14 protein-coding genes are annotated in these 21,359 nt (G+C 64.9%); 12 read left to right on the top strand and 2 right to left on the bottom strand.

What is annotated here, in order from left to right:
- Position 1 precedes the first annotated feature (1 nt).
- The 9 genes from QTI17_RS20080 to QTI17_RS20040 all read left to right on the top strand — a co-directional run bounded on the left by QTI17_RS20080 (position 2) and on the right by QTI17_RS20040 (position 13,329).
- A complete protein-coding gene (locus QTI17_RS20080; RefSeq protein ID WP_286535154.1) occupies positions 2-1,243 on the top strand; it encodes a thiolase family protein in 1,242 nt (413 codons plus the stop codon).
- Positions 1,164-2,057 carry an SDR family NAD(P)-dependent oxidoreductase gene (locus QTI17_RS20075; protein WP_286535355.1) on the top strand — a complete coding sequence of 298 codons (894 nt, stop codon included), beginning with the start codon at positions 1,164-1,166 and terminating at the stop codon, positions 2,055-2,057. Before QTI17_RS20080 ends, QTI17_RS20075 begins: the two co-directional genes overlap by 80 nt.
- An 89-nt stretch (positions 2,058-2,146) precedes the next feature.
- Positions 2,147-3,982: a DUF1302 domain-containing protein gene (locus tag QTI17_RS20070; protein WP_286535153.1), complete on the top strand. Its 1,836-nt coding sequence runs from the start codon at positions 2,147-2,149 to the stop codon at positions 3,980-3,982.
- 34 nt (positions 3,983-4,016) lie between these two features.
- A complete protein-coding gene (locus tag QTI17_RS20065) occupies positions 4,017-5,381 on the top strand; it encodes a DUF1329 domain-containing protein (RefSeq protein WP_286535152.1) in 1,365 nt (454 codons plus the stop codon).
- Between the two features lie 11 nt (positions 5,382-5,392).
- A complete protein-coding gene (locus tag QTI17_RS20060) occupies positions 5,393-6,475 on the top strand; it encodes a WD40/YVTN/BNR-like repeat-containing protein (protein ID WP_286535151.1) in 1,083 nt (360 codons plus the stop codon).
- A complete protein-coding gene (locus tag QTI17_RS20055; RefSeq protein WP_286535150.1) occupies positions 6,475-8,931 on the top strand; it encodes an efflux RND transporter permease subunit in 2,457 nt (818 codons plus the stop codon). The genes QTI17_RS20060 and QTI17_RS20055 overlap by 1 nt, the downstream gene beginning before the upstream one ends.
- Positions 8,932-8,979: 48 nt before the next feature.
- Entirely contained in the window at positions 8,980-11,346 is a 2,367-nt protein-coding gene (locus tag QTI17_RS20050; RefSeq protein ID WP_286535148.1) for an arylsulfatase, read from the top strand.
- A gap of 34 nt (positions 11,347-11,380) precedes the next feature.
- Entirely contained in the window at positions 11,381-12,010 is a 630-nt protein-coding gene (locus tag QTI17_RS20045) for a hypothetical protein (RefSeq protein ID WP_286535147.1), read from the top strand.
- Positions 12,011-12,312: 302 nt separating this feature from the next.
- Positions 12,313-13,329, top strand: coding sequence for an HAD family hydrolase (locus QTI17_RS20040; protein ID WP_503011083.1), 1,017 nt, complete (start codon positions 12,313-12,315; stop codon positions 13,327-13,329).
- A 371-nt stretch (positions 13,330-13,700) separates the two neighbouring features.
- Here QTI17_RS20040 and QTI17_RS20035 read toward each other — a convergent pair whose 3' ends face one another.
- Both QTI17_RS20035 and QTI17_RS20030 read right to left on the bottom strand, forming a co-directional pair.
- Entirely contained in the window at positions 13,701-14,654 is a 954-nt protein-coding gene (locus QTI17_RS20035; protein ID WP_286535146.1) for a SphA family protein, read from the bottom strand.
- Between the two features lie 130 nt (positions 14,655-14,784).
- On the bottom strand, positions 14,785-17,319 hold the full coding sequence (locus QTI17_RS20030; protein WP_286535145.1) for an arylsulfatase: 2,535 nt from the start codon (positions 17,317-17,319) through the stop codon (positions 14,785-14,787).
- A gap of 511 nt (positions 17,320-17,830) precedes the next feature.
- Here QTI17_RS20030 and QTI17_RS20025 point away from each other — a divergent pair.
- The 3 genes from QTI17_RS20025 to QTI17_RS20015 are packed head-to-tail and all read left to right on the top strand — an operon-like array spanning position 17,831 to position 20,917.
- Positions 17,831-19,195, top strand: coding sequence for a hypothetical protein (locus QTI17_RS20025; RefSeq protein ID WP_286535144.1), 1,365 nt, complete (start codon positions 17,831-17,833; stop codon positions 19,193-19,195).
- A complete protein-coding gene (locus tag QTI17_RS20020) occupies positions 19,192-19,947 on the top strand; it encodes a hypothetical protein (RefSeq protein WP_286535143.1) in 756 nt (251 codons plus the stop codon). The genes QTI17_RS20025 and QTI17_RS20020 overlap by 4 nt, the downstream gene beginning before the upstream one ends.
- 19 nt (positions 19,948-19,966) lie before the next feature.
- On the top strand, positions 19,967-20,917 hold the full coding sequence (locus QTI17_RS20015) for a hypothetical protein (RefSeq protein WP_286535142.1): 951 nt from the start codon (positions 19,967-19,969) through the stop codon (positions 20,915-20,917).
- Positions 20,918-21,359: the final 442 nt, after the last annotated feature.

Genomic DNA, 21,359 nt, shown 5'->3' with positions numbered 1-21,359 from the left:
CATGAGCAGCATCTACGTCGCCGGCATCGGCATGACGGTGTTCGGCCGCCATGTCGGGCGCACGCTCGACGACATGGCGGGCGAAGCGCTGAGCATCGCGCTGCGCGATGCAGGCTGCAGCGCGGCCGATCTCGGCGCCGCGTTCTACGCCGGCATGACCAACGGGCCGCTGCAGGGGCAGGTGGCGATTCCGGGCCAGGTCGTTCTCGGCAAGCTCGGCATCGAAGGCATCCCGATGTTCAACGTCGAGAACGCCTGTGCCTCCGGCAGCACCGCGCTGCACCTGGCGGTCCAGCACCTCAAGGCGGGCGCCTGCGACGTCGCGCTGGCGTTGGGCGCCGAGAAGATGAACATCGCCGACAAGCCCAAGGCCTTCGCGCTCTTCGAAGCCGGATGGGACGTGTCGCGCGCACGAGAGAACTACGAGACGTTGATTCAGATGGGCGCGGGCATCGATCCGCCGCCCGGTTCCGAGTCCGACAAGCCGTACAGCCGCTTCATGGCGATCTACGCGGCGCTGTGCCGCCATCACATGAAGACACATGGCACGACGCAACGGCAGATCGCCGCCGTGTCTGCCAAGAATCACCAGCACTCGGTGCACAACCCGCTCTCGCAGATCCGCAAGCCCTTCACCATCGACGAGGTCCTTGCAGCCCCGCCGATCACTTATCCGCTGACCTTGCCGATGTGCGCGCCGTTGTCCGATGGGGCAGCGGCGGTCATCGTCTGCAATGAAGCGGGCTTGCGCCGAATCGGCACGGCGCGCTCGCGCTGCGTCAAGGTGGCCGCGAGTGTGATGCGCAGCTTCACGGTGCGCGGACTCGACCAACCCCAGAAGAACATCGGCCGCCTCGCGGCGCAGCAGGCCTACGAGCAGGCCGGGCTCGGTCCGCAAGACATGCACGTGGCCGAAGTGCACGACGCCTCCGCGATGGGCGAGATTATCCAGGCCGAAAACCTCGGGCTGGTCGATCTGGGGCAAGGCGGGCCTGCGGCCGAGCGCGGCGATTTCACGATCGGCGGCCGCATCCCTATCAACCCGTCGGGCGGCCTCGAATCGAAGGGCCATCCCCTCGGTGCCACCGGCCTCGGCCAGATCCACGAACTCGTCACGCAACTGCGCGGCGAAGCCGGCGCACGGCAAGTCCACGGTGCGCGCCATGCCATCCAGGAAAACGGCGGCGGCCTGCAAGGCATCGAAGAGGCCGCCCTCGCAATCCACATCCTCACCAACAACTAAGGAGACTTTTATGCAATCCCACTTCAAAGGCAAAGTTGCCGTCATCACCGGCGCGAGTTCCGGCATTGGCCGCGCGCTGGCGCTGCAAATGGGCGGAGCAGGTGCCCGCCTTGCGCTGTCGGACATCGACGCGGCGGGCCTGGCCCAGACGATCGCCCTGTTGCCCTCGGGCACCGAGGCACGCGCCTACAAGCTCGACGTGTCCTCGCGCGAGGCGGTGTTCGCCCATGCGGACGATGTGAAGCGCGATTTTGGCGCCGCGCACTTCGTGTTCAACAACGCCGGCACGACGATGGTCGGCACCTTCGAGAACCTGGAAATCGACGAGATCGAGTGGCAGCTCGGAATCAACCTTTGGGGCGTGATCTACGGCAGCAAGGCGTTCCTGCCGATGATGCTGGCGCAGCGAGAAGGCTGCATCGTCAACATCTCGAGCATCTTCGGACTGATCGGTTTTCCGACCCAGAGCGCGTACAACATCTCCAAGTTCGGCGTGCGCGGCCTCACCGAGTGCCTGTGGCGCGAACTCGAAGGCACGGGCGTGCGCGCGCTGTGCGTGCATCCGGGCGGCATCAAGACCAACATCGAGCGCGACGGCCGCCGCTGCCGCAACGCCGGCCAAGAAGAGGCCCGCCTGCAGGCGCTGGGCGCGAAGCTGCTCGTTACGCCGCCCGAAACCTGCGCCGATGACATCTTGCGCGCCGTTCGCAGCGGGAAAAAGCGACTGCTGACCGGCAACAAGTCCAGCACGCTTTTCTGGCTGACACGGCTGATGCCAAACAGCTACCACAGCCTCGTCAAGCTGGTCGCCTGATTTGGCCAGATGGCCCGCTGACCCTTTCCTGCCCACCGAGCGGGCACCCAAGTCCCGCCGTCATACCAACCCCCGAGGAGACTGTTTTCGTGCCCCACCGTGTTTTTCGCGCACCCGCCAGCATCCGTCGTCTCAGTGCGGTGACCACCGCCGCACTGGCCCCTTTCGCCATCGTCCCGGCTTCCCATGCCATGGAGATCGACACCGGCAACCCCGATGTCGTTCTCCGCTGGGACAACACCCTGCGTTACAACCTCGGCCAGCGCACGCAGAGCCAGGACAAGGCGATCCTGGGCAACCCGAACTTCGATGATGGCGACCGCAACTTCAACAACCACTCGCTGATTGCGAACCGTCTCGACCTGCTCAGCGAGCTGGACCTGGTGGTCGACAAGAAGTACGGTTTCCGCGTGAGCGGCACGGCGTGGGCCGATCCGGCCTACAACAACCTCGACAACCGCAACAACGCCACCGCCAACACCCTGTCCTTCGGCGTGCCGACGGCGGGGATCCTGTCGCCCTATACCAGCCGCTACGCGAAGGGCCCCTCGGGCGAGCTGCTGGATGCCTTCGTCTTCGGCAACACCGACATCGGCGAAACCAACGTGGGCTTGCGCCTGGGCAAGCACACGGTGTACTGGGGCGAGAGCCTGCTCGGCGGCGGTGCCGTCAACGGCATCTCCTACGGCCAGTACTCGCTGGACCTGTGGAAAGCGCTCGCCACGCCGGGCATCGAGGCCAAAGAGCTCTACCGTCCGCGCAACTCGGCCACCTTGCAGGTACAGCCGACGGCCGAGCTGTCGCTGTCCGCCCAGACCTTCTTTGACTGGGAGAGCGCGCGCTACCCGGAGTCGGGTAGCTACCTGACGGTCAATGATGCCTTGCTGCACGGCGGCGAATCGCTCATCGCCGGACCCGGCCAGCGACTGCTGCAAGCCACCAATTCCGAGCCCAACAAGACCGGCGACTTCGGCCTGGCGGCGCGCTGGAGTCCCGAGTGGCTCGACGGCACGGCCGGCTTGTATGGCCGTCGCACCGCGGACATCCAGCCGCAGCTCGCACTGCTGCCGGCGGTCGCCGCGGGCGTGCCCGCTGCAGCCTGCTCGCGCGCCGGACTGCGCCCGGTCGGCCCGAGCACCTGCTACATCAATCCAGGCGCTGCCACGTTGCCGCAGATTCAGGCCGGCTACGTCGGCCAGTACCAGGCCTTCTACGGTCGCGACATCGACATCTACGGCGTGAGCCTCGCGAAGAACGTCGCCGGCCTGAGCCTCGGCGCCGAACTCAGCTACCGCCGCAACATGCCGCTGCAGAGCGTGCCGGTGCAGGTGCTGCCCGCGCCGCTGGTCAATCCGGCCACGGGAGCGATCTCGCTGGCGCAACTCAGCCAGCTCGGCGGCGACACGCCCGGCGCACGCGGCGACACGATGCACGGTGTGTTCAACCTGCTCGGCACGGTCTCCAAGACACCGCTCTTCGACAGCGCGACATGGAATGCCGAACTGGTGTGGAGCCATTGGCTCAGCGTCTCGCAGAACCCCGGCGCCTTCAAGGGCAGCGACGCCTACCGCGCCAACCCGGCCAACGTCGATGCGGTCAGCAAGGACTACTTCGGTTTGGGACTGAACTTCACGCCGACCTGGTACCAGGTGTACCCGGGCGTGGACCTGTCGATGCCGCTGAGCTGGTCGGGTGGGATCTCGGGCAACTCGGCCGTGCTGACCGGCGGCAACAAGAACGCCGGCTCCTTCGGCATCGGCATCGCCGCCGACGTCCAGTCCAAATACAACTTCGCGCTGCGCTACGTGGGCTTCTACGGCGACTACAGCACGACACCCACCGGCGCGATGAACGTGCCCAACGGCACCTACGCCAGCCTGTCCGACCGCGGGCACGTGCTGCTCACCTTCAAGACGACCTTCTGAGTCGTCCTTACCTCAACCGAACGGAGACAAACCCATGAAGTCAACACGCCCCCTGTGGGCGGGTGCGCTGCTCGCGCTCGCCGCCCATTCCGCCCTCGCTGCCGTCGCGGCCGACGAAGCGAAGAAGCTCGGCACCACCCTCACCCAGACCGGCGCCGAGCGCGCGGGCAACGCCGACAAGACCATCCCCGAGTACACCGGCGGCCTCACCACGCCACCCGCGGGCTACGAGAAGGGCTCCGGCATCCGCCCCGACCCCTACGCGGCGGAGAAGCCGCTCTACGCGATCACCGCGCAGAACATGGCCCAGTACGAGTCCAAGCTGACGGCAGGCACCAAGGAGCTGCTGAAGAAGTACGCGACGATGCGTGTGGACGTCTACCCGTCGCACCGCTCGATGGCCTTTCCCAAGTACGTGCTGGAGAACACGGTGAAGAACGCCACTGCCGTGAAGACCACCGACGACGGCCTGGGTCTCGAAGGCACATTCGCCGGCATCCCGTTCCCGATCCCCAAGACCGGCAACGAGGTGATGTGGAACCACCTGCTGCGCTACACGGGCCAGAGCTACTACACGCAGTACGACTCCATCAACGTTGACTCGTCCGGCAAGGCGGTGCTCGCCACCACGGGCCAGATCTACATGGACTACCCGTACTACGACCCGAAGCGCACAGGCGCATCGGCGGACAACGACATCTACTTCCGCACCAAGATCGCCTACACGGCGCCGGCACGCCGTGCAGGTGAAGCACTGCTCGCGCAGGACTACATCAACCCGATGAAGAACGGCCGTCGTGCCTGGCAGTACCTGCCCGGTCAGCGCCGCGTGAAGCTCGCACCGGACATTGCCTACGACACGCCCAACCCCGGCACCGCGGGCGCATCGACCTATGACGACGCCTGGGTCTTCAACGGCGCGATGGATCGCTACGACTTCAAGCTCGTGGGCAAGCAGGAGATGCTGATCCCCTACAACACCTTCAAGCTGGTCTACGCGAAGGATCCGTATGCGGCGACTACGCCGAGTCACCTGAACCCGGACTTCGTGCGCTGGGAACAGCACCGCGTGTGGGTGGTGGAGGCGACGCTGAAGGCGGACAAGCGCCACATCTACGCCAAGCGCACCTTCTACGTGGATGAGGACAGCTGGATCGCAGTGGCCTCCGACATGTACGACGCGCGCGGCCAGCTCTACCGCGCGGGCTTCGTCTACACCAACCCCTCCTATGAAGTGCCCGCACCTTCCAGCATGGGCCAGTCGGTCGTTGACTTCAACACGGGCGGCTACAACGTCATCGGTTTGATGGGTGCCTACAACGTGGGCCTGAAGTACACCGATCCGATGTCGGCCACCGCCTGGTCGGCCGACGCGCTGGCCGGCTCCGGCGTGCGCTGAGAGGGGTTCACGTGCAACGCAGAAGCATGCTGCTGGCGGCGATCGGCTCGCTGGCGGCCTCACACGCCGGGGCGGGCGCTGATGCAGCAGTCGGCGAGGTGCTGGACCGCCCCGTGCGAATGAGCCCGTTGGCCGACCAGCGGCTCATCACGGGGATCGCGCGGGCCGGCGAGCGCCTGGTCGCCGTCGGCCAGCGCGGCCACATCGTGCATTCCGAAGACGGCGGCCGCGTGTGGGTGCAGGCCCTAGTGCCCGTCAGCTCGGACCTCACGGCCGTGAGCTTCGTCGACGCGAAGGTGGGCTATGCGACCGGCCACGACGGCGTCGTGCTCGGCACGCGCGATGGCGGCCATGACTGGACACGGCTGATCGAAGGGCGCCAGGTCAATCGGCTGGTGCTCGAGCACATGCAGCGCCGCGTCGCCGCATCCGACGCCGGCGAGCAGGACAAGAAGCTGCTGGCCGAGGCCCTGCGCAATGCCGAGGCGGGCCCCGACAAGCCCTTCCTCGACCTGTGCTTCACCAGCGTCAGCGAAGGCTTTGTGGTCGGCGCCTACGGCCTGATCCTGCGCACCGCCGACGGCGGCAAGACCTGGGAGCCGTGGTTCGATCGCACGGACAACCCGGGCCTGCTCAATCTCTACGCGATCCGCGCCCATCTCGGGTCGATCTACATCGCGGGGGAGGGAGGGCTATTGCTCAAGCTCGACCGCGACATGCAGCGATTCCGGGAACTGACCTCGCCCTACAAGGGCAGCTACTTCGGCCTGGCCGCCACCAACGCGGGCGTGCTGGCCTACGGCATGCGCGGCAACGCCTTCCTGAGCGTAGACGATGGCGCCTCTTGGGAGCCGGCGAAGACCGGCCTCACGGCCAGCATCATCGGCAACGCCGTCGGCGCTGACGGAATGCTGGCGCTGGTCGACCAGGGTGGCGCCATTGCCGTCAGCGGCGACGGTGGCCGCAACTTCGCGACTCCGTCGCTGCGCTCGCCAATGCCGCTTGCCGCTGTCGCCTTCAGCAGCAAGACCGAACTCGTGGTGGGTGGCCTGCGTGGCTTGCGCATCGTCGAGCTGATTTCCAAGGACAAGTAATGGCCATCTCTTCCGGTCTCGACCGCATGCCGGTCGTGCGCGAGCTTGCCGATTTCCCGCTCAACTCGGGCAACTGGCTCGAACGCGCGGTCTTCAACCATCGCCTGGCGGTCACGCTGGCCTGCCTGCTCGCCACCCTGGTGCTTGGCTTCTTCGCCACGCGCGTCTCGCTCAATGCCAGCTTCGAGAAGATGATCCCCGTGGGTCATCCCTACATCCAGAACTACCTGCAGAACCGCAGCGAACTGCGCGGCATGGGCAACACGCTGCGCGTGGTGGTGGAGAACGAGAACGGCGACATCTTCGACGCCCGTTACCTCGAGGCGCTCAAGCACATCAACGACGACCTGTTCCTCACGCAGGGCGTGGACCGCGCGTGGGTCAAGTCGCTGTGGACACCGGCCACGCGCTGGACCGAGGTGACCGAAGAAGGCTTCCAGGGCGGCCCCGTCATGCCCGACAACTTCGACGGCAAGGCCGCCAGCGTCGAGAAGCTGCGCACCAACGTCGCCCGCGCGGGCCTGGTCGGCAGCATCGTGGCCAACGACTTCAAGTCCAGCGCCATCGTCGCGCCGCTGCTGGACCACGGAAAGGACGGGCGGCTCGACTACTGGCGGCTTTCGCGCGAAGTCGAGAGCCAGATCCGCGACAAGTACGAGCGTGGGCTCGCCCCCGACGGCAAGCCCTGGGGCGTGAAGGTCCACGTGATCGGCTTCGCCAAGATCATCGGCGACCTGCTGGACGGCCTGCTGCAGGTGATGATGTACTTCGGCGCCGCCACGGTCATCGCCGGGCTGCTGCTATACGGCTACACGCGCTGCGTGCGCAGCACGGCCATGGTGCTGGCTTGCTCGCTGGTGGCCGTGCTCTGGCAGGTGGGATTGGTCAGGCTGGTCGGGCTGGAGCTGGACCCGTACTCGATGCTGGTGCCCTTCCTCGTGTTCGCCATCGGCGTGAGCCACGGCGCGCAGAAGATGAACGGCATCATGCAGGACATCGGCCGCGGCACGCACCGGCTGGTGGCGGCGCGCTACACCTTCCGGCGGCTCTTCCTGGCGGGCGTCACTGCGCTGATGGCCGATGCGGTCGGTTTCGCGGTGCTGATGCTGATCCCGATTCCCGTGATCCGTGAACTCGCTCTGACCGCAAGCATTGGTGTCGCGGTGCTGATCTTCACCAACCTGCTTCTGTTGCCGGTGCTCCTGTCCTATGTGGGTGTGAGCCCGGCTGCGGCCGAGCGAAGCCTGAAGGTGGAGCAGGATCAGGCAGCCGGGCGGGGCGGGCGTTTCTGGGGCTTGCTCGACAACTTCGCGGCAAAGCGCAGTTGGGCGCTGGCTGCGGTGCTGGGTTCGCTGGCGCTCGCCGTTGGGGGCTTTGCGGTGAGCCTGAAGCTGCAGGTGGGCGATCTCGATCCCGGTGCGCCAGAGCTTCGGCCGGATTCCCGCTACAACCGTGACAACGCCTTTGTCACGAAGAACTACTCGCTCTCCAGCGATCTCTTCGCGGTGATCGTGAAGACGCCCAAGGAAGGGTGCCTGAAGTACGACACCCTGGCGCACGTCGATCGCCTCGCCTGGGAGTTGCAGCAGCTCCCCGAGGTGCGCGCAACGCTGGGCCTGCAGGACGTGGTGCGGCAGATCACCGCCGGCTCCTTCGAGGGCAACCCCAAGTGGCTGACCATCAGCCGCAACCAGGACGTGCTGAACTACGGCGCGCAGCAGGCTACCGTGAACAACCCGGAGCTCTTCAACACTGAGTGCTCGGTGATGCCGCTGGTGGCCTACCTCTCGGACCACAAGGCCGAGACGCTGCAGAAGGTGCTCGCAGTGGTGGAGGACTTCGTGAAGGACCATCCGACCGACCCCGCCGTGGTGCAGATCCTGCCGGCGGCGGGTTCGGCGGGCATCGAGGCGGCGACCAACATCGTGGTGCATCAGGCCAATCGCACGATGCTGCTCTACGTCTATGCAGCCGTGATCGCGCTGTGCTTCCTGACCTTTCGGTCATGGCGCGCCGTGCTGGTGGCCGTGATCCCGCTGGTGGTCACCTCGATCCTGTGCGAAGCATTGATGGTGTGGCTGGGCATCGGCGTGAAGGTCGCGACCTTGCCCGTGATCGCGCTCGGCGTTGGGATCGGCGTGGACTATGCGCTGTACCTGCTCTCCGTGCAGCTCGCCGGCCAGCGCCGCGGCTTGACGCTGGTGCAGGCCTATGGCGATGCGGTGATGTTCACAGGCAGGGTCGTAGCGCTCGTCGGCGTCACGCTGGCCGCCGGCGTCATCACCTGGGCCTTCTCGCCCATCAAGTTCCAGGCCGACATGGGCATCCTGCTGACCTTCATGTTCGTCTGGAACATGGTCGGCGCACTCGTGCTCATCCCCGCGCTGTCGCACTTCCTGTTGAACGACAGGCACTTCAGAAAGCCGGTATCGGCGTTTGTCGCTGTGGCGGCCTGACATGCAAGCCTTCAAGTCTCACACCTTGTCCACTGCCTAAATTTCCAAATGAAGTCCATTTTTCTCTCGTCATTGAAAGCGGTCGTGGCGACCGCTGTCTTGTTCGAAGGCCTGTCGCTGGCCGCCGCGCAGACCTCGCTGCCGTTCCCGCGTCCGCCGAGCGTCAGCGTGGCCGGCCCGTCGCTCGCGGAATCGAAGCATGCATGGCGCGCGGCGCCGGCGCGCCTCTCCGCGGATGCGCCCAACGTGCTGATCGTGATGCTCGACGATGCCGGCTTCGCGCAAGCCGACACGGTCGGCGGCCCCATCCACACGCCCACCTTCTCTCGCGTTGCGAAGACCGGCGTGACCTACAACGCCTTCCATACCGCGGCGATCTGCTCGGCTTCGCGTGCAGCCATGCTCACCGGGCGTAACCAGCATCGGGTCGGCAACGGCGTTATCGCCGAGCTCGCCACGGATTGGGACGGGTACACGGGCGAGATCCCGAAGAGCTCCGCCACCATTGCCGAGGTGCTGCGTGAATATGGGTACACGACCGCCGCGTTCGGCAAATGGCACAACACGCCGCCTACCCAGACCACGGCGATGGGTCCTTTCGACCGCTGGCCCACGGGCCATGGTTTCGACACCTTCTACGGGTTCATCGGGGGCGAGACCTCGCAGTACGAGCCACGGCTGTACCGAAACACCACCCCGATCGAGCCACCTCACGATCCCAAGTACCACCTGACCGAGGACCTGGCGCAGCAGGCGATCGGGTGGCTGCAGCAACGGCGTGCCAGCGCGCCGGACCGGCCCTTCTTCATGTACTGGGCGCCCGGCGCCGTGCATGGGCCGCACCACGTCTTCAAGGAGTGGTCCGACAAGTACAAGGGGCGTTTCGACGGTGGATGGGACGTCTACCGCGAACAGGCCTTCGAGCGGCAGAAGCAACTGGGCTGGATACCGAAGGACGCGCAGCTCACACCGCGCCCGGCCTCGCTGCCGGCATGGGACAGCCTCGACCCGAAGGAGAAGAAGTTCCAGGCGCGCCTGATGGAGGTGTATGCGGGATTCCTGGAGCACACCGACACGCAGGTCGGCAAGCTGGTCGACGAACTGGAGCGCGAGGGGCTGCGCGAGAACACGCTGATCTTCTATGTCTTCTCGGACAACGGCGCCTCCGCCGAAGGCATGCAGGGCTCGATCGCGGAACTCAACTCGCAGAACGGCATTGCGGCCGGCGCGCAGCAACACATGGGGGTGCTGGAGCGCGACTACGGAGGGCTCGACGCACTGGGTGGCCCGAAGCTCGACAGCATGTACCACGCGGCCTGGGCCTGGGCGGGCATGACGCCGTTCCAGGGCACGAAGCTGGTGGCGGGCTACTTCGGCGGCACGCGCACGCCGCTCGCGGTGTCCTGGCCGAAGCGGATCAAGCCGGACACCACGGTGCGCAGCCAGTTCCATCACGTGAACGACATCGCGCCGACGATCTATGAGATCGCAGGCATCACGCCGCCCACGTCCGTCAACGGCGTGGCGCAAGACCCGATCGATGGCGTGAGCATGGCCGCCACCTTTGCTGACGCCAGAGCCGCTTCACGGAAGCCGGCCCAGTATTTCGAGAACCTCGGCAGCCGTGGCCTCTACAAGGACGGGTGGATGGCGTCGGTGTGGGGACCGCGCACGCCGTGGATTGCGGGCTTCGCCCAGTTCACGGGCTGGAATCCGAACAACGACTCCTGGTCGCTCTACAAGCTCGACGGCGACTACTCGCAGGCGGTCGACGTGTCGGCCGCGAATCCGTCGCGGCTCGATGAGATGAAGCGCGAGTTCGATGCGCAGGCCAGGGCCAACAAGGTCTATCCGCTGGGGGCCGGGCTTTACCCGTTCCTCGACCCAGAGGCACACGTCGAAGTTCCGTACTCGCAGTGGGACTTCACTGATCGTATCACCCGTCTTCCCGAGTTCGCCGCGCCGAACCTGCGGTCGCGCAACAGCGTGGTCACGGTCGATGCCGTGCTCCCGGCCGATGCGCAGGGCGTGCTCTACGCGATGGGCGGCGTGGCCGGCGGAGTGACCCTCTATCTCGATCGCGGCCAACTGGTCTATGAGTACAACGCGCTGGCGCTCAAGCGCAGCGTGGCGCGCTCGACGGCTGCGTTGCCCGCTGGCCGGGTCCGCATCGAGGTCGAGACGGTAGTGGCGTCATCCAAGCCAGGCTCTGCGGCCCAGATCGTCATGCGGGTCGATGGCGCCGAGGTCGGCCGCACCAGCGTGCCTTACACGCTGCCGCTGGCGTTCACCGCTACGGAGACTTTTGACGTCGGTACGGACCTCGGGTCACCGGTCGCGCTGGACTACTACAGCCGTGCCCCCTTCAGGTTCAACGGAAGCATCGACAAGGTCCATGTCGCTTACAAGCCCTGAAGTCTCAGACTGCAACCACCAATCAAGGAACAACATGATCCACGGGAACCCCAACCTAGACGTACGCCAGACCAACCGAGCCATCGACGAGCTGATGAAAGTGACGACCAATCCGCGTCACCGCTTTATGCTGGAAGCCTACTACCGCCATCGCTTTCTTGAAATCGCCGGGCGCTACGAAGAGATCTTCACGCCGGATATGACCGTCGAGCATCCGGTGTACCACTTAGAAGTGGGCGGCAATCACGCCACGCTTCACGGCGAAGAATCTGTTAAAGCCTTCTATGCAGCTTGGGCACAGTCGAATCAGTCGATCTTCTATACAGAGAACGAACAGATTGCCATCGCGGATAACTTCATCGCCTCGGTGTCAACGATGTATCAACAGACTTACGGCAAGACCCTCGTTGCCAATGGCATCCCGGTTGATGACGAGAATGCGTACTACCTGGTTCGCATTCCCGGCATGCAGATGTTCTGGCCTTATGACGATCGGGGTCGCCTGCTGGGCGAGGATGTTTGGGAGCCGAATCCGGCGGAGCGTACTGTGATCAAACTTGAAGATTTCGAAGTCGTGACCAGCGAAAGATCCGGCAAGATGCTAGCCCCCTTCATCAGGCCGTTGCGTTCGTTCGATGAGGCTATGAGTCTGCAAGCCGCTTGACGCGTTGCGGGGGCGTCAGGCGACATCTGCTGAAGGAACGTATGTCCCGGCATATTGAACAAGCTTGCGGCTAGACCGTCAAGGCGCGCATTCATGGTGGCCCGTTGGGTCGGGGTAATCGGTCTCAGTCAACGACCGCAACCCAAAGCAGCTGTACGCCGCCGCTCCGAAGCTGACATTCAGGCGAATATTCACCCCTCCCTAAAGTGCAACGTCTATTGCCCTTTTCCCTGATATGCGCGCGGAGGTCGGGTCACTAGCCTAGCCGTGAGGGTCCGAATCGCCCCGAAGGAGGAATCACCATGCCACGCCCCGTCACTCCATTTCAGTTGCGAGCGCTGCAGTTCATGGCGCTGTGCGTGCTGCTGCTTTCCAGCGGCTGCGCATCACTCAAGCCCGACCCTCTTCCATCGTGGAACGAGGGGAGCTCGAAGCAAGCCATAGTGGGCTTTGTGTCAAAGGTCACCACCCCCGGCTCGCCGGACTTTGTTCCCGTTCCCGAGCGTATCGCCACTTTCGACAACGATGGGACGCTGTGGGCTGAGCAGCCGCTCTACTCGCAGCTGTTCTTTGTCCTCGAGCGCGTCAAGACGCTGGCACCGCAGCACCCCGAGTGGAAGACGAAGGAACCCTTTGCCTCGTTGCTCAAAGGAGACGTCAAGGGCGCCCTGTCTGGCGGCGACAAGGCAGTGGCCGAGCTCATCGGGGCGACCAGCACCGGCATGTCGACCGCCGAGTTCGACGCGCTGGTCACTCAATGGCTGGCGACAGCCAAGCATCCAAGGTTCAACCAGCCCTATACGGCCATGGTCTACCAGCCAATGATTGAGCTGATGGCTTACCTGCGCGCGAACGGCTTCAAGACGTTCATCGTGTCCGGAGGCGGCATGGCGTTCATGCGACCTTGGACGGAACGGGTCTACGGCGTACCCCCGGAGCAAGTCGTAGGCAGCAGCGGGAAGACGCAGTTTGAGTTGCGCGACGGCAAGCCGGTCATCATGCGCTTGCCCGAACTCGGATTCATCAACGACGGCCCGGGCAAGCCTGTCGGCATCAATGAGCATATCGGCCGTCGTCCCATCCTCGCCTTTGGAAACTCCGACGGCGACTTGCAAATGCTTCAATGGACAGCGGCTGGCAGCGGCGCGCGTTTCATGGCTTTCGTCCACCACACTGACGCGGCTCGCGAATGGGCATACGACCGAGACTCCAGCATTGGGAGGCTCGACAAAGGCCTGGACGAGGCGAGGGCCAAAGGCTGGACGGTCGTGGACATGAAGAAGGATTGGGCGGTCGTCTTTCCCTTCGCGGCGAAGTGAAGTGAGCCGTAGGAGGGCACTGCCCAAATGACAGATAGTGATGACCTTGAACGCGCGATGAAGCGCTTCGACGACTTCAGCGTGCGTGTGGAGGAACGGCGCCTTGCTACCAGGGCTGCCGTTCTCGAGTGCTCGCGTCGCTTCAGGTCGCCTTTGAACGCACCCAAATGCTGAGCGATTCGAGGCTTCCCATTGTCGGGACGTTAGCGTTGCCTTCCAGGAACTCCGCAACCTGCTTGAACCGCTCGACCTTTCTCCGGAGGAGAGCTCCGGGGGAGGACTGATAGGAGCTGGCCGAATGGTCGTGCTGCCGGCAAGGGCCGCGCCTGCCTTTCGACTCCGTGCGAAATCGCAGCGCGAGGCCGCCCAGATCACTTCCCGAGTGGAAGCACGAGGGTCGCGAACACTGCGTAGCCCGAGACGCGGTTCTGCGCCCAGAACTCGTAGTAGGCGCGTAAGTTGGCATACGCCGGCAAGCCCCCGACCTTGAATGCGTAACCGACTTCTGGGCCGATGGCGGCGACACGAGATTTGAACGGCCCCAGCCTGGCGCCTGAGCCGCTGTCTCCGCTCAACTGGTAGTACACGTAGCCTGCCAGCCCGACCTCCCAGTTGGCGGAGAGGAACTGCGATGCCGCCCAGTCGATGTGCGAGTCGACGCCGTTCTTGTACTTCGTGTCCGAGTTTTCCCAGTTGTAGGTGAAGCCGCCCACGATCGAGAACTCGCGCCCGCTTTGCGGATCCAGGTAGGTGTAGCCACCACCGGCGTCGAAAGCCGCATGCCCGATGCCGATGTTCGCCAGCCGATTGCTGTCGTAGGCACCGACCGGGATGTCGCCGGTCGCGTAGGTCATCCAGTTGTGCACGCCCTGCGTCCAGGCGATGCTCACCACCGGGTACAAATCGGTAAAGCCGTTGACCGTATCAGTGCGGTTCAGCTGCACGCCGAGGGCGGAGGTGGCGATGTCCGCCTTCGTCGAGTTCCTTCCGTAGCCGAACCCCACGCCCAGCGAGGCCTGACCACCCAGCCATTTGGTCTCGGGCGCGTAGCTCGGCTGTGCGAGCAGCAACGCCACGTCAGAACTCACCCCGGCCGACACGGTGTTGCCTCGAGGCAGCAGCTTGCCCGTCGAGGCGCTGCCGCTGTAGCCGTAACCCATCGTCGTGAATGACCAGCCCGGCGTGGCCGGCGTGGCCGACAGGCTCGAGTACTGCCCCGAGAACCAGAAGGGCACGCCGCCTTCGTCGGCGTGCGCGTGGACAGCGGCCAGCGCCAGCGCCGCGCCAAGAAGGCTGCGGCTCGCAATCGCGGTATGAGACGTCATAGTTCGCCAAGAATTCAAGACTCGATCAGAGACTTCCTATCCACGGCCGGGGCAATCCACTTATCACCTTTCCCGACCGTGTCGAAGCCAGCGTGACGCAGGCCATGCCTTCTGAGTTTTCAGACCGCACCTACTCGCTCGTCTTGTTGTTCCTCTGTGCCTGCATCAGCTTCTTTTCGTCTTCCGCTGTGAGCTGCGGACGATCGACAGTGAGGGTGAGCTTGTTCAGGGCGCCAGTGAATCGGAACGGCACCTGATAGTCCTTGTCGTCTACCGGAGTTCCAGTATCCGCGCCAACGTCCAGGTTCTCGTCCCACTGCAGGATCAGCGGCACGGTGCTCTCCATTTTCTGCGTCGCAACTTCCTTTCCATCGACCTTGAGCACCCCGGTGCCCCCGCGTCCAATGCCGCTCATGTCGTTGTAGGCCAGGGTGCCCATGCCGAGGCCGTCATACTTGAAGTCGAATTCCACGATGTGCTTACCGGGCGGGAGCGCATCAGGCGAGTCCCAGCGGAGTCGCTTTAAGTCGAACAGGTTCCACACAAAGACCGGCTTGCCCTTCAGCAGATACATCGCATAACCCCCGAAGCGACCACCTTGCGTGACCAGCATTCCCTCGGCGCCGTTCTGCGGAACATCAACGTCGGCCTTGAAGTTGTAGGAGGAGTTCAGGATGTTCGGCGCATCACCATTCGGCGTCCCGGTCTGCACGCCACTCCACACGAACTCCTTGCGTCCAGCGGTGATGCTTGGCCGCGGCGTGACCAACCGGGTTGCAACGGTGGCATCCAGCGGCAGCACGTTGTACTTCTTCGCCTCGACCCAGAACAGGTCGGACATTTGCTTCAGCTTCGCGGGGTACTTGGCAGCAACGTTCTCCGACTGGGTCCAGTCTTTGGTCAGGTCGTAGAGTTCGTAGGGCGTACCAGCAGGATCTTGATTGACGGGGCCTGTGATCTCCCAAGGAGGGCGGATGACGTTCGTGCTGGCGATCCAGCCATCGTGATAGATCGAATGGTCACCCATCATCTCAAAATACTGCGTGCGATGGCGCGACGCGACATTGGCGTTGGCCTTGTCGAAGGTGTAGGCCATGCTGACGCCCTCGATCGGGCTCTGCTTGATGCCGTCCACCATCTTCGGCTGCTTGATGCGCGTCGCCTCGAGGATCGTGGGGACCACGTCGATGACGTGATGGAACTGATTGCGGATGCCACCCTTGTCGGTAATGACCTTCGGCCAGGAGATGGCCATCCCCTGCCGCACGCCGCCGAAATGCGAGGCGACCTGCTTGGTCCACGAGAACGGCGTGTCGAGCGCCCATGACCAGGCCACCGCCATGTGGTTGTAGGTCTTATCCGAGCCCCACAGGTCATAGAAGTTCTTGAGCTGGTCTTCGACCGGCACGTTGACACCGTTGAAGCTGGCGACTTCGTTTGGCGTGCCTAGTTGGGTGCCTTCGGCGCTGCCACCGTTGTCGCCGCTGATGTACATGATCAACGTGTTGTCGAGCTTACCCATGTCGGCAACGGCCTGGATCACGCGACCGATCTCGTTGTCTGTGTAGGCGAGATACGCCGCATAGACCTCGACCTGGTGCGTGAACATCTTCTTGTCGTCGGCCGACAGAGCATCCCACTGCTTGAGGAGCTTGTCCGGCCAAGGTGTCAGCTTCGCGTTCTGAGGGATAACGCCAAGCTTCTTCTGGTTGGCGAAGATCTGCTCGCGGAGCTCGTTCCACCCCTTGTCAAACAGATGCATGTCCTTGATCTTCTTGATCCACTCCGGCGTCGGATGGTGTGGCGCATGCGTGCCCCCGGGCACGTAGTAGACGAAGAAGGGCTGCTCGGGCGCAAGCGTGTTGATGCGCTTCATGTACGAGATCGCCTCGTCCGCCTGTGCCGTTGTCAGGTTCCAGCCCGGCTTTCCCTCATATGGGAATATGGCCGTGGTGTTGCGGAACAGATTCGGTTGCCACTGGCTGGTGTCTCCGCCGATGAACCCATAGAAGTACTCGAAGCCCATGCCGTTGGGCCATTGATCGAAAGGACCGTCCTGGCTAGCCTGGAATGCCGGCACGTTGTGGTCCTTGCCGAACCAGGATGTGCGGTAGCCGTTGTCCTTGAGAATTCGGCCGATCGTCGCCTTCTCCGGGGAAATGATCGAGTTGTAACCAGGGTACCCGCTCGACTGCTCCGAGATGACACCGAAACCGGCCGAATGGTGGTTGCGCCCGGTGATCAACGCAGCGCGGGTCGGCGAGCAAAGCGCCGTTGAATTGAAGTTGGTATAGCGCAGCCCGTTGGCTGCGATTCGGTCGAGTGCCGGCGTCGGGATCACGCCGCCGAACGTGGAAGGGGCCCCGAAGCCGACGTCGTCGGTCATGATCAGCAGGATATTGGGGGCACCCTTTGGCGGCTCGATCCGGGCCGGCCAATAGGGCTTCGACTGCGCCGCGTTGCGCTCGACTTTCCCGCGGAACTTGGCCGGCGGCGGTGGTAGTTGCTGCCCGTCGATGGTCATCGTCGAGGAGGGCGAGCCCGGAGTTCCGTACACCTGCTGCGCTGTGCCTGTGACAGGCAACAAGGCGAGCATCAAACAGGTCAGGCTGACGCCGACTCCATGGTGAATGCCAACAGAATGAGCAGCGCGCGCTGGTGCCATTGCCTTCTCCTGGCCGACGCATCTGGCCGGCTTTCTGACGCCAAGGAACGACACACGGGCCGACGGCCTGCGTGTTGGATCTGAGCATACCGATCTTGGCGTCGTCTAGGGATGCCCCTTGGGTCAATTGACAACGAGCCCCGGAGGGCGCTGCAAATGCCGCTCCCGGGTGTAAGCCGACATTGGTGACGGAGTTGCGACCGGCAGCTTGTGGCCGAACTGAGTCTTCGACCGCCGCCGAGCGAAAGACGACAACCGCTGCGAAGCGGCTTTACCGTCACACGTGATTCCCACCGCAGCCCCCGGCGGCAACGCCCAACAGGCGTGCGGTCCACTAGGATGCCCCGCGCGCGTGATTGGCACCATGTCGTGCGGTTCGTCGTTGTCTTCCGATCGCTATCGATGGCCGCGCATGCTGGCGCTGCAACCCGGCCCGTGGGGCACCGCACGCAGCATGACATAGGCCAAAAGACGGATCGGCCGGGGCGGGGCGCCTCAGCACAATCCCCGGATGCGCGCGCGGTCCGTCCCGATCCCGGTCGTCATCTTGCTGGCACTCACACTGGGGGCCTGGGCCGGCTCGCTGTTTGGCGTCTTCCAGTACGACGACCTTCGCAACATCGTGCTGGACCCGGCCACCGCCGACCCGGTCGCCTTGGTCGAGCGGCTCGGCAACGGATTCCGTCCCCTGCTGCGGCTGAGCTACGCCGCCGATCATGCCGTCTGGGGGTTCACGCCCGCGGGCTTCCTGCTCACCAACCTGCTGCTGCACGCGGCCACTGTCGTCGCGGTCTGGGCGCTGGCCCGGTGCCGAGTGGATGCCCTGGCGGCATGGTGTGCCGCCGCCGTGTTCGCGGTGCAGCCAGCGCATGCCGCGGTGGTGGCATCGGCCAGCGGACGATCGACCGGGCTGTCGACCTTGCTGCTGGCGTTGGCTCTGCTGGCCCACGAGCAATCTATCCGACACCGGGTCGCGCCGGCAATCCGCTGGTCCGCGTTGTCGCTGCTGATGTTCGCGCTCGCCGTGGCCGCGAAGGAAGTGGCGCTCGTCTTTCCGGCGGTCGTGCTACTTTGGGAGTGGACACGGCCCGATGCAGCGCGAGGCGTGGCGCTTGTTCGTCGACTCGCACCGGCCGCGCTGGCGGCGCCGCTGCTGGCGGTGATCGCCTTCGCCTGCAGCAGTCGATTGCGCGAGATCACCGCGTTCTCGCTCGCGCTGGATACGCCGATGGGGGCCTTAGCGACCCATGCCGCAGCCCTGCCCTACTCCCTGGGCCTGTGGTTCCGGCCGGGCGCGCTGACCATCGAACATGCGCCCCTTGCGGCGCAGGCTGCGCTGCCGGGCATGCTGGCCTTGGCGGCGCTAGTGCTGGCCGCGATTGCAGCGCGGCCGCGGGTGCCGCTCCTCACGCTGGCGCTCTTGTGGCCGCTGGTGATGCTGTTGTCGTCGCATTCAGTGCTGGCGCGGCTCGATCCGGTGGTCGAGAAGGCGCTGTATCCGGCCTGGATCGGACTCAGCATCGCGATCGGAGCGCTTGCCGCCGCGGCCTGGAGCCGCCTGCATGCCAGGCGCACGGCGGCCGTGTGCGCGAGCCTGGTGCTGGCCTCGCTCGTGCTGTGCTGCGAATGGCGTGCGGCCGTGTGGGCCGACCCGGTCCGGCTCTGGCGCGAGGCCACGGAGCACGCGCCGCTGTCCGCGCGCGCGTGGCACAACCGTGCCTTGGCCGAACTGGATGCGCGGCATGTCGTGCAGGCCGATGCAAGCATTGCCCGCGCGCTGACGCTCGACCCGGAATCGCAGCGCAGCCAAGACCTGGCGCTTGCGATCTCCCTGCTGCTGCCGCCCTCTACCCCACTGAAGGAGCACGCCTCGTGAAACGCCTGTCGTCCTTGTGCCTGTCCCTGTCCCTTTCGATGGCACTGTGGGCCCCCTTCGCCGCGCATGCCACCCCTGCCAACTGCGACGATTGCAGCGACCTGCCGAGCCTATACCGCGAACTGCTCGAGCAGGAGTTCTTGTTGGCCCTGTTCCAGAGCTGGGCCGCCCAGGGCTACCCGCTCGCGACGCCCAAGTCGGCGCAGGACGCCGCGGTAGCGCGCCTCAACGCGGCCATGGCCGGCAATCTTTACGGCGTGCTGGCGCCGCCGTCACCCGGTGGCGGTACCGCGCCAGGCACTGCAGCGCCATCTTTCGGCACCGTCACCGAGACCTCGGACTGCGCACTCGTCGAATACCGACGCGACAGACCCGCCGACAAGGAGCTCACGGCACACCCCGTCACGCCGGCCGAGGTCCGCAAGAAGCTGTGCAAGCCGAAGGCCGACTTCACGCTGGCGCACGAGGGCACCCACAAGGCCTCGTGCGAAGCGGCCTGGAAGGCGAAGGACGACAAGTCGCTGAAGACCGTGAAGTGGTACATCGACAACGACAGCCAGGCCTACCAGGCCGGCATCAAGGTGCTGCGGGAAGCCATTGCGTCGCTGGCCGCCAAATGCAAGTGGTCCGGCTCGGCCAATGAGTTCCGCAGGGACAAGACAAAGACCGTGCCCACGCCAGAAGAGATCAAGTCGCTCGCGCAGAACACGAAGCAGAAGGTCTCGGCGCTCAACCGCGCCACGAAGAAATGAACCGCCGAGGGAAATGCCCATGACTCCGACCCTCCTCCTTGGCGCCGCGCTGCTGATCGGCGGCCCGCGTATCGACCTGCCGCCCGAGCAGGTGCAGGCCCAGTTCGAGAAGCAATGCGCCGACGGCCGCTGGAACAATGACAGCTGCCCCGCGCTGCGCATCGAACTCGAGCTGCAGCTCTACGACGAGTTGCTGCGGCTCGCGCTCAACGGCGAAGTCGACCGGGCGTCGCTGCAGACCGCTGCGCGCGCCCGCTTTCCGATGCTGGCCGAGTTCGGCCTGCGCAAGCTCGGCAAGATCACCAACCAGGATGACCGCGAAGCCGCGCTGGTGGCCGTCGACCACCCGGCGCCTACGGTGCGGGCATTGGCCAAGCAGATGCTCGACGTGCAGGACGACCGCTGGCGCAAGGGCATGGGCGTGTGGTGGCGCGGCGGCGCGCGCAACGGCTTTGCGGGCATGGTGCCCGATGTGGTGCCATCGGCGGCTCAGCTCGGCATCGCGCCGGTGAACGACAACGAGGCGCTGCGCTTTCGCTACTTCGCAAGCAGCACCGAGCGCGAAAGGCGCCTAGTCTTCACCACGAAGCTCACGCCCGACCAGGCGCTGGCGCTCATCGCCAAGGGCGGCAAGGTGGTGGATGGCAGCAAACTTCCACCCGGGGCGAAGGAGCAGGAGGCCGTGGGCAAGTCGATGGCCGGTGTGCAGAAGGAGATCCAGGAGGCAATGGCGCGCGGCGACATGAAGGCCGTAGCCGAAATCTCGCAGCGCATCAGCAAGCAGATGACGCCCGTCATGCCGACGCAGGAAACGATGATGCTGCGGCCGGTCGCCGAGTTCACCGCGGCGCCCGCCAACGCGCGCTACGTGCAGGTGCCGACCATCGACAAGACGCACACTCCCGTGACCGCCGCCGCCTCGCGCGAAGAGTCGATGGGTGGGGAAACGGTGGTGGTGATCCTGTATTGAGAGCGGCGGTCGCCCGCCGTCATGAAGTCCGACAGGCAGGCGATGCCCGACCCCTGTCACCGCAGGAGCTGCAGCGTTCTCGTTCATGGACGCGCAGACGTCGGCGACGCACCACTCGCCGTGAGGAACGGATTGAAAGATTCAAATGGGCAGCGCACTCTTGAACCTCCGCTGAAGACTGGCTGCGGCCGGTCGCTTGCGAACCGCGGATGTCGCAGATGGGCCCTGAGCCGACCTTGCGCAGTCGAAGTTCAACGGCGAAAAGCGGTCGTCCAACGAGCATGAAGCTGAAGCATCCCGCACGTCCACCCGCGCCTACAACCAAGAAAAACGTAACACACGCAGCCGCGCTGTCGTTCATGGGCTGCAACGCCTCTTCACGTTCTCGATGTCCGGCAACGGCCAGATCGACTTGCGAATGAAACCCGGCGCTGGCTAGCGG

Origin of the sequence: Variovorax sp. J31P179, from assembly GCF_030316985.1 — a bacterium.
GTDB lineage: Bacteria > Pseudomonadota > Gammaproteobacteria > Burkholderiales > Burkholderiaceae_C > Variovorax > Variovorax ginsengisoli_B.
Note: the sequence above shows the minus strand (reverse complement) of the source record. Positions and strands in the feature narration are given on the sequence as shown.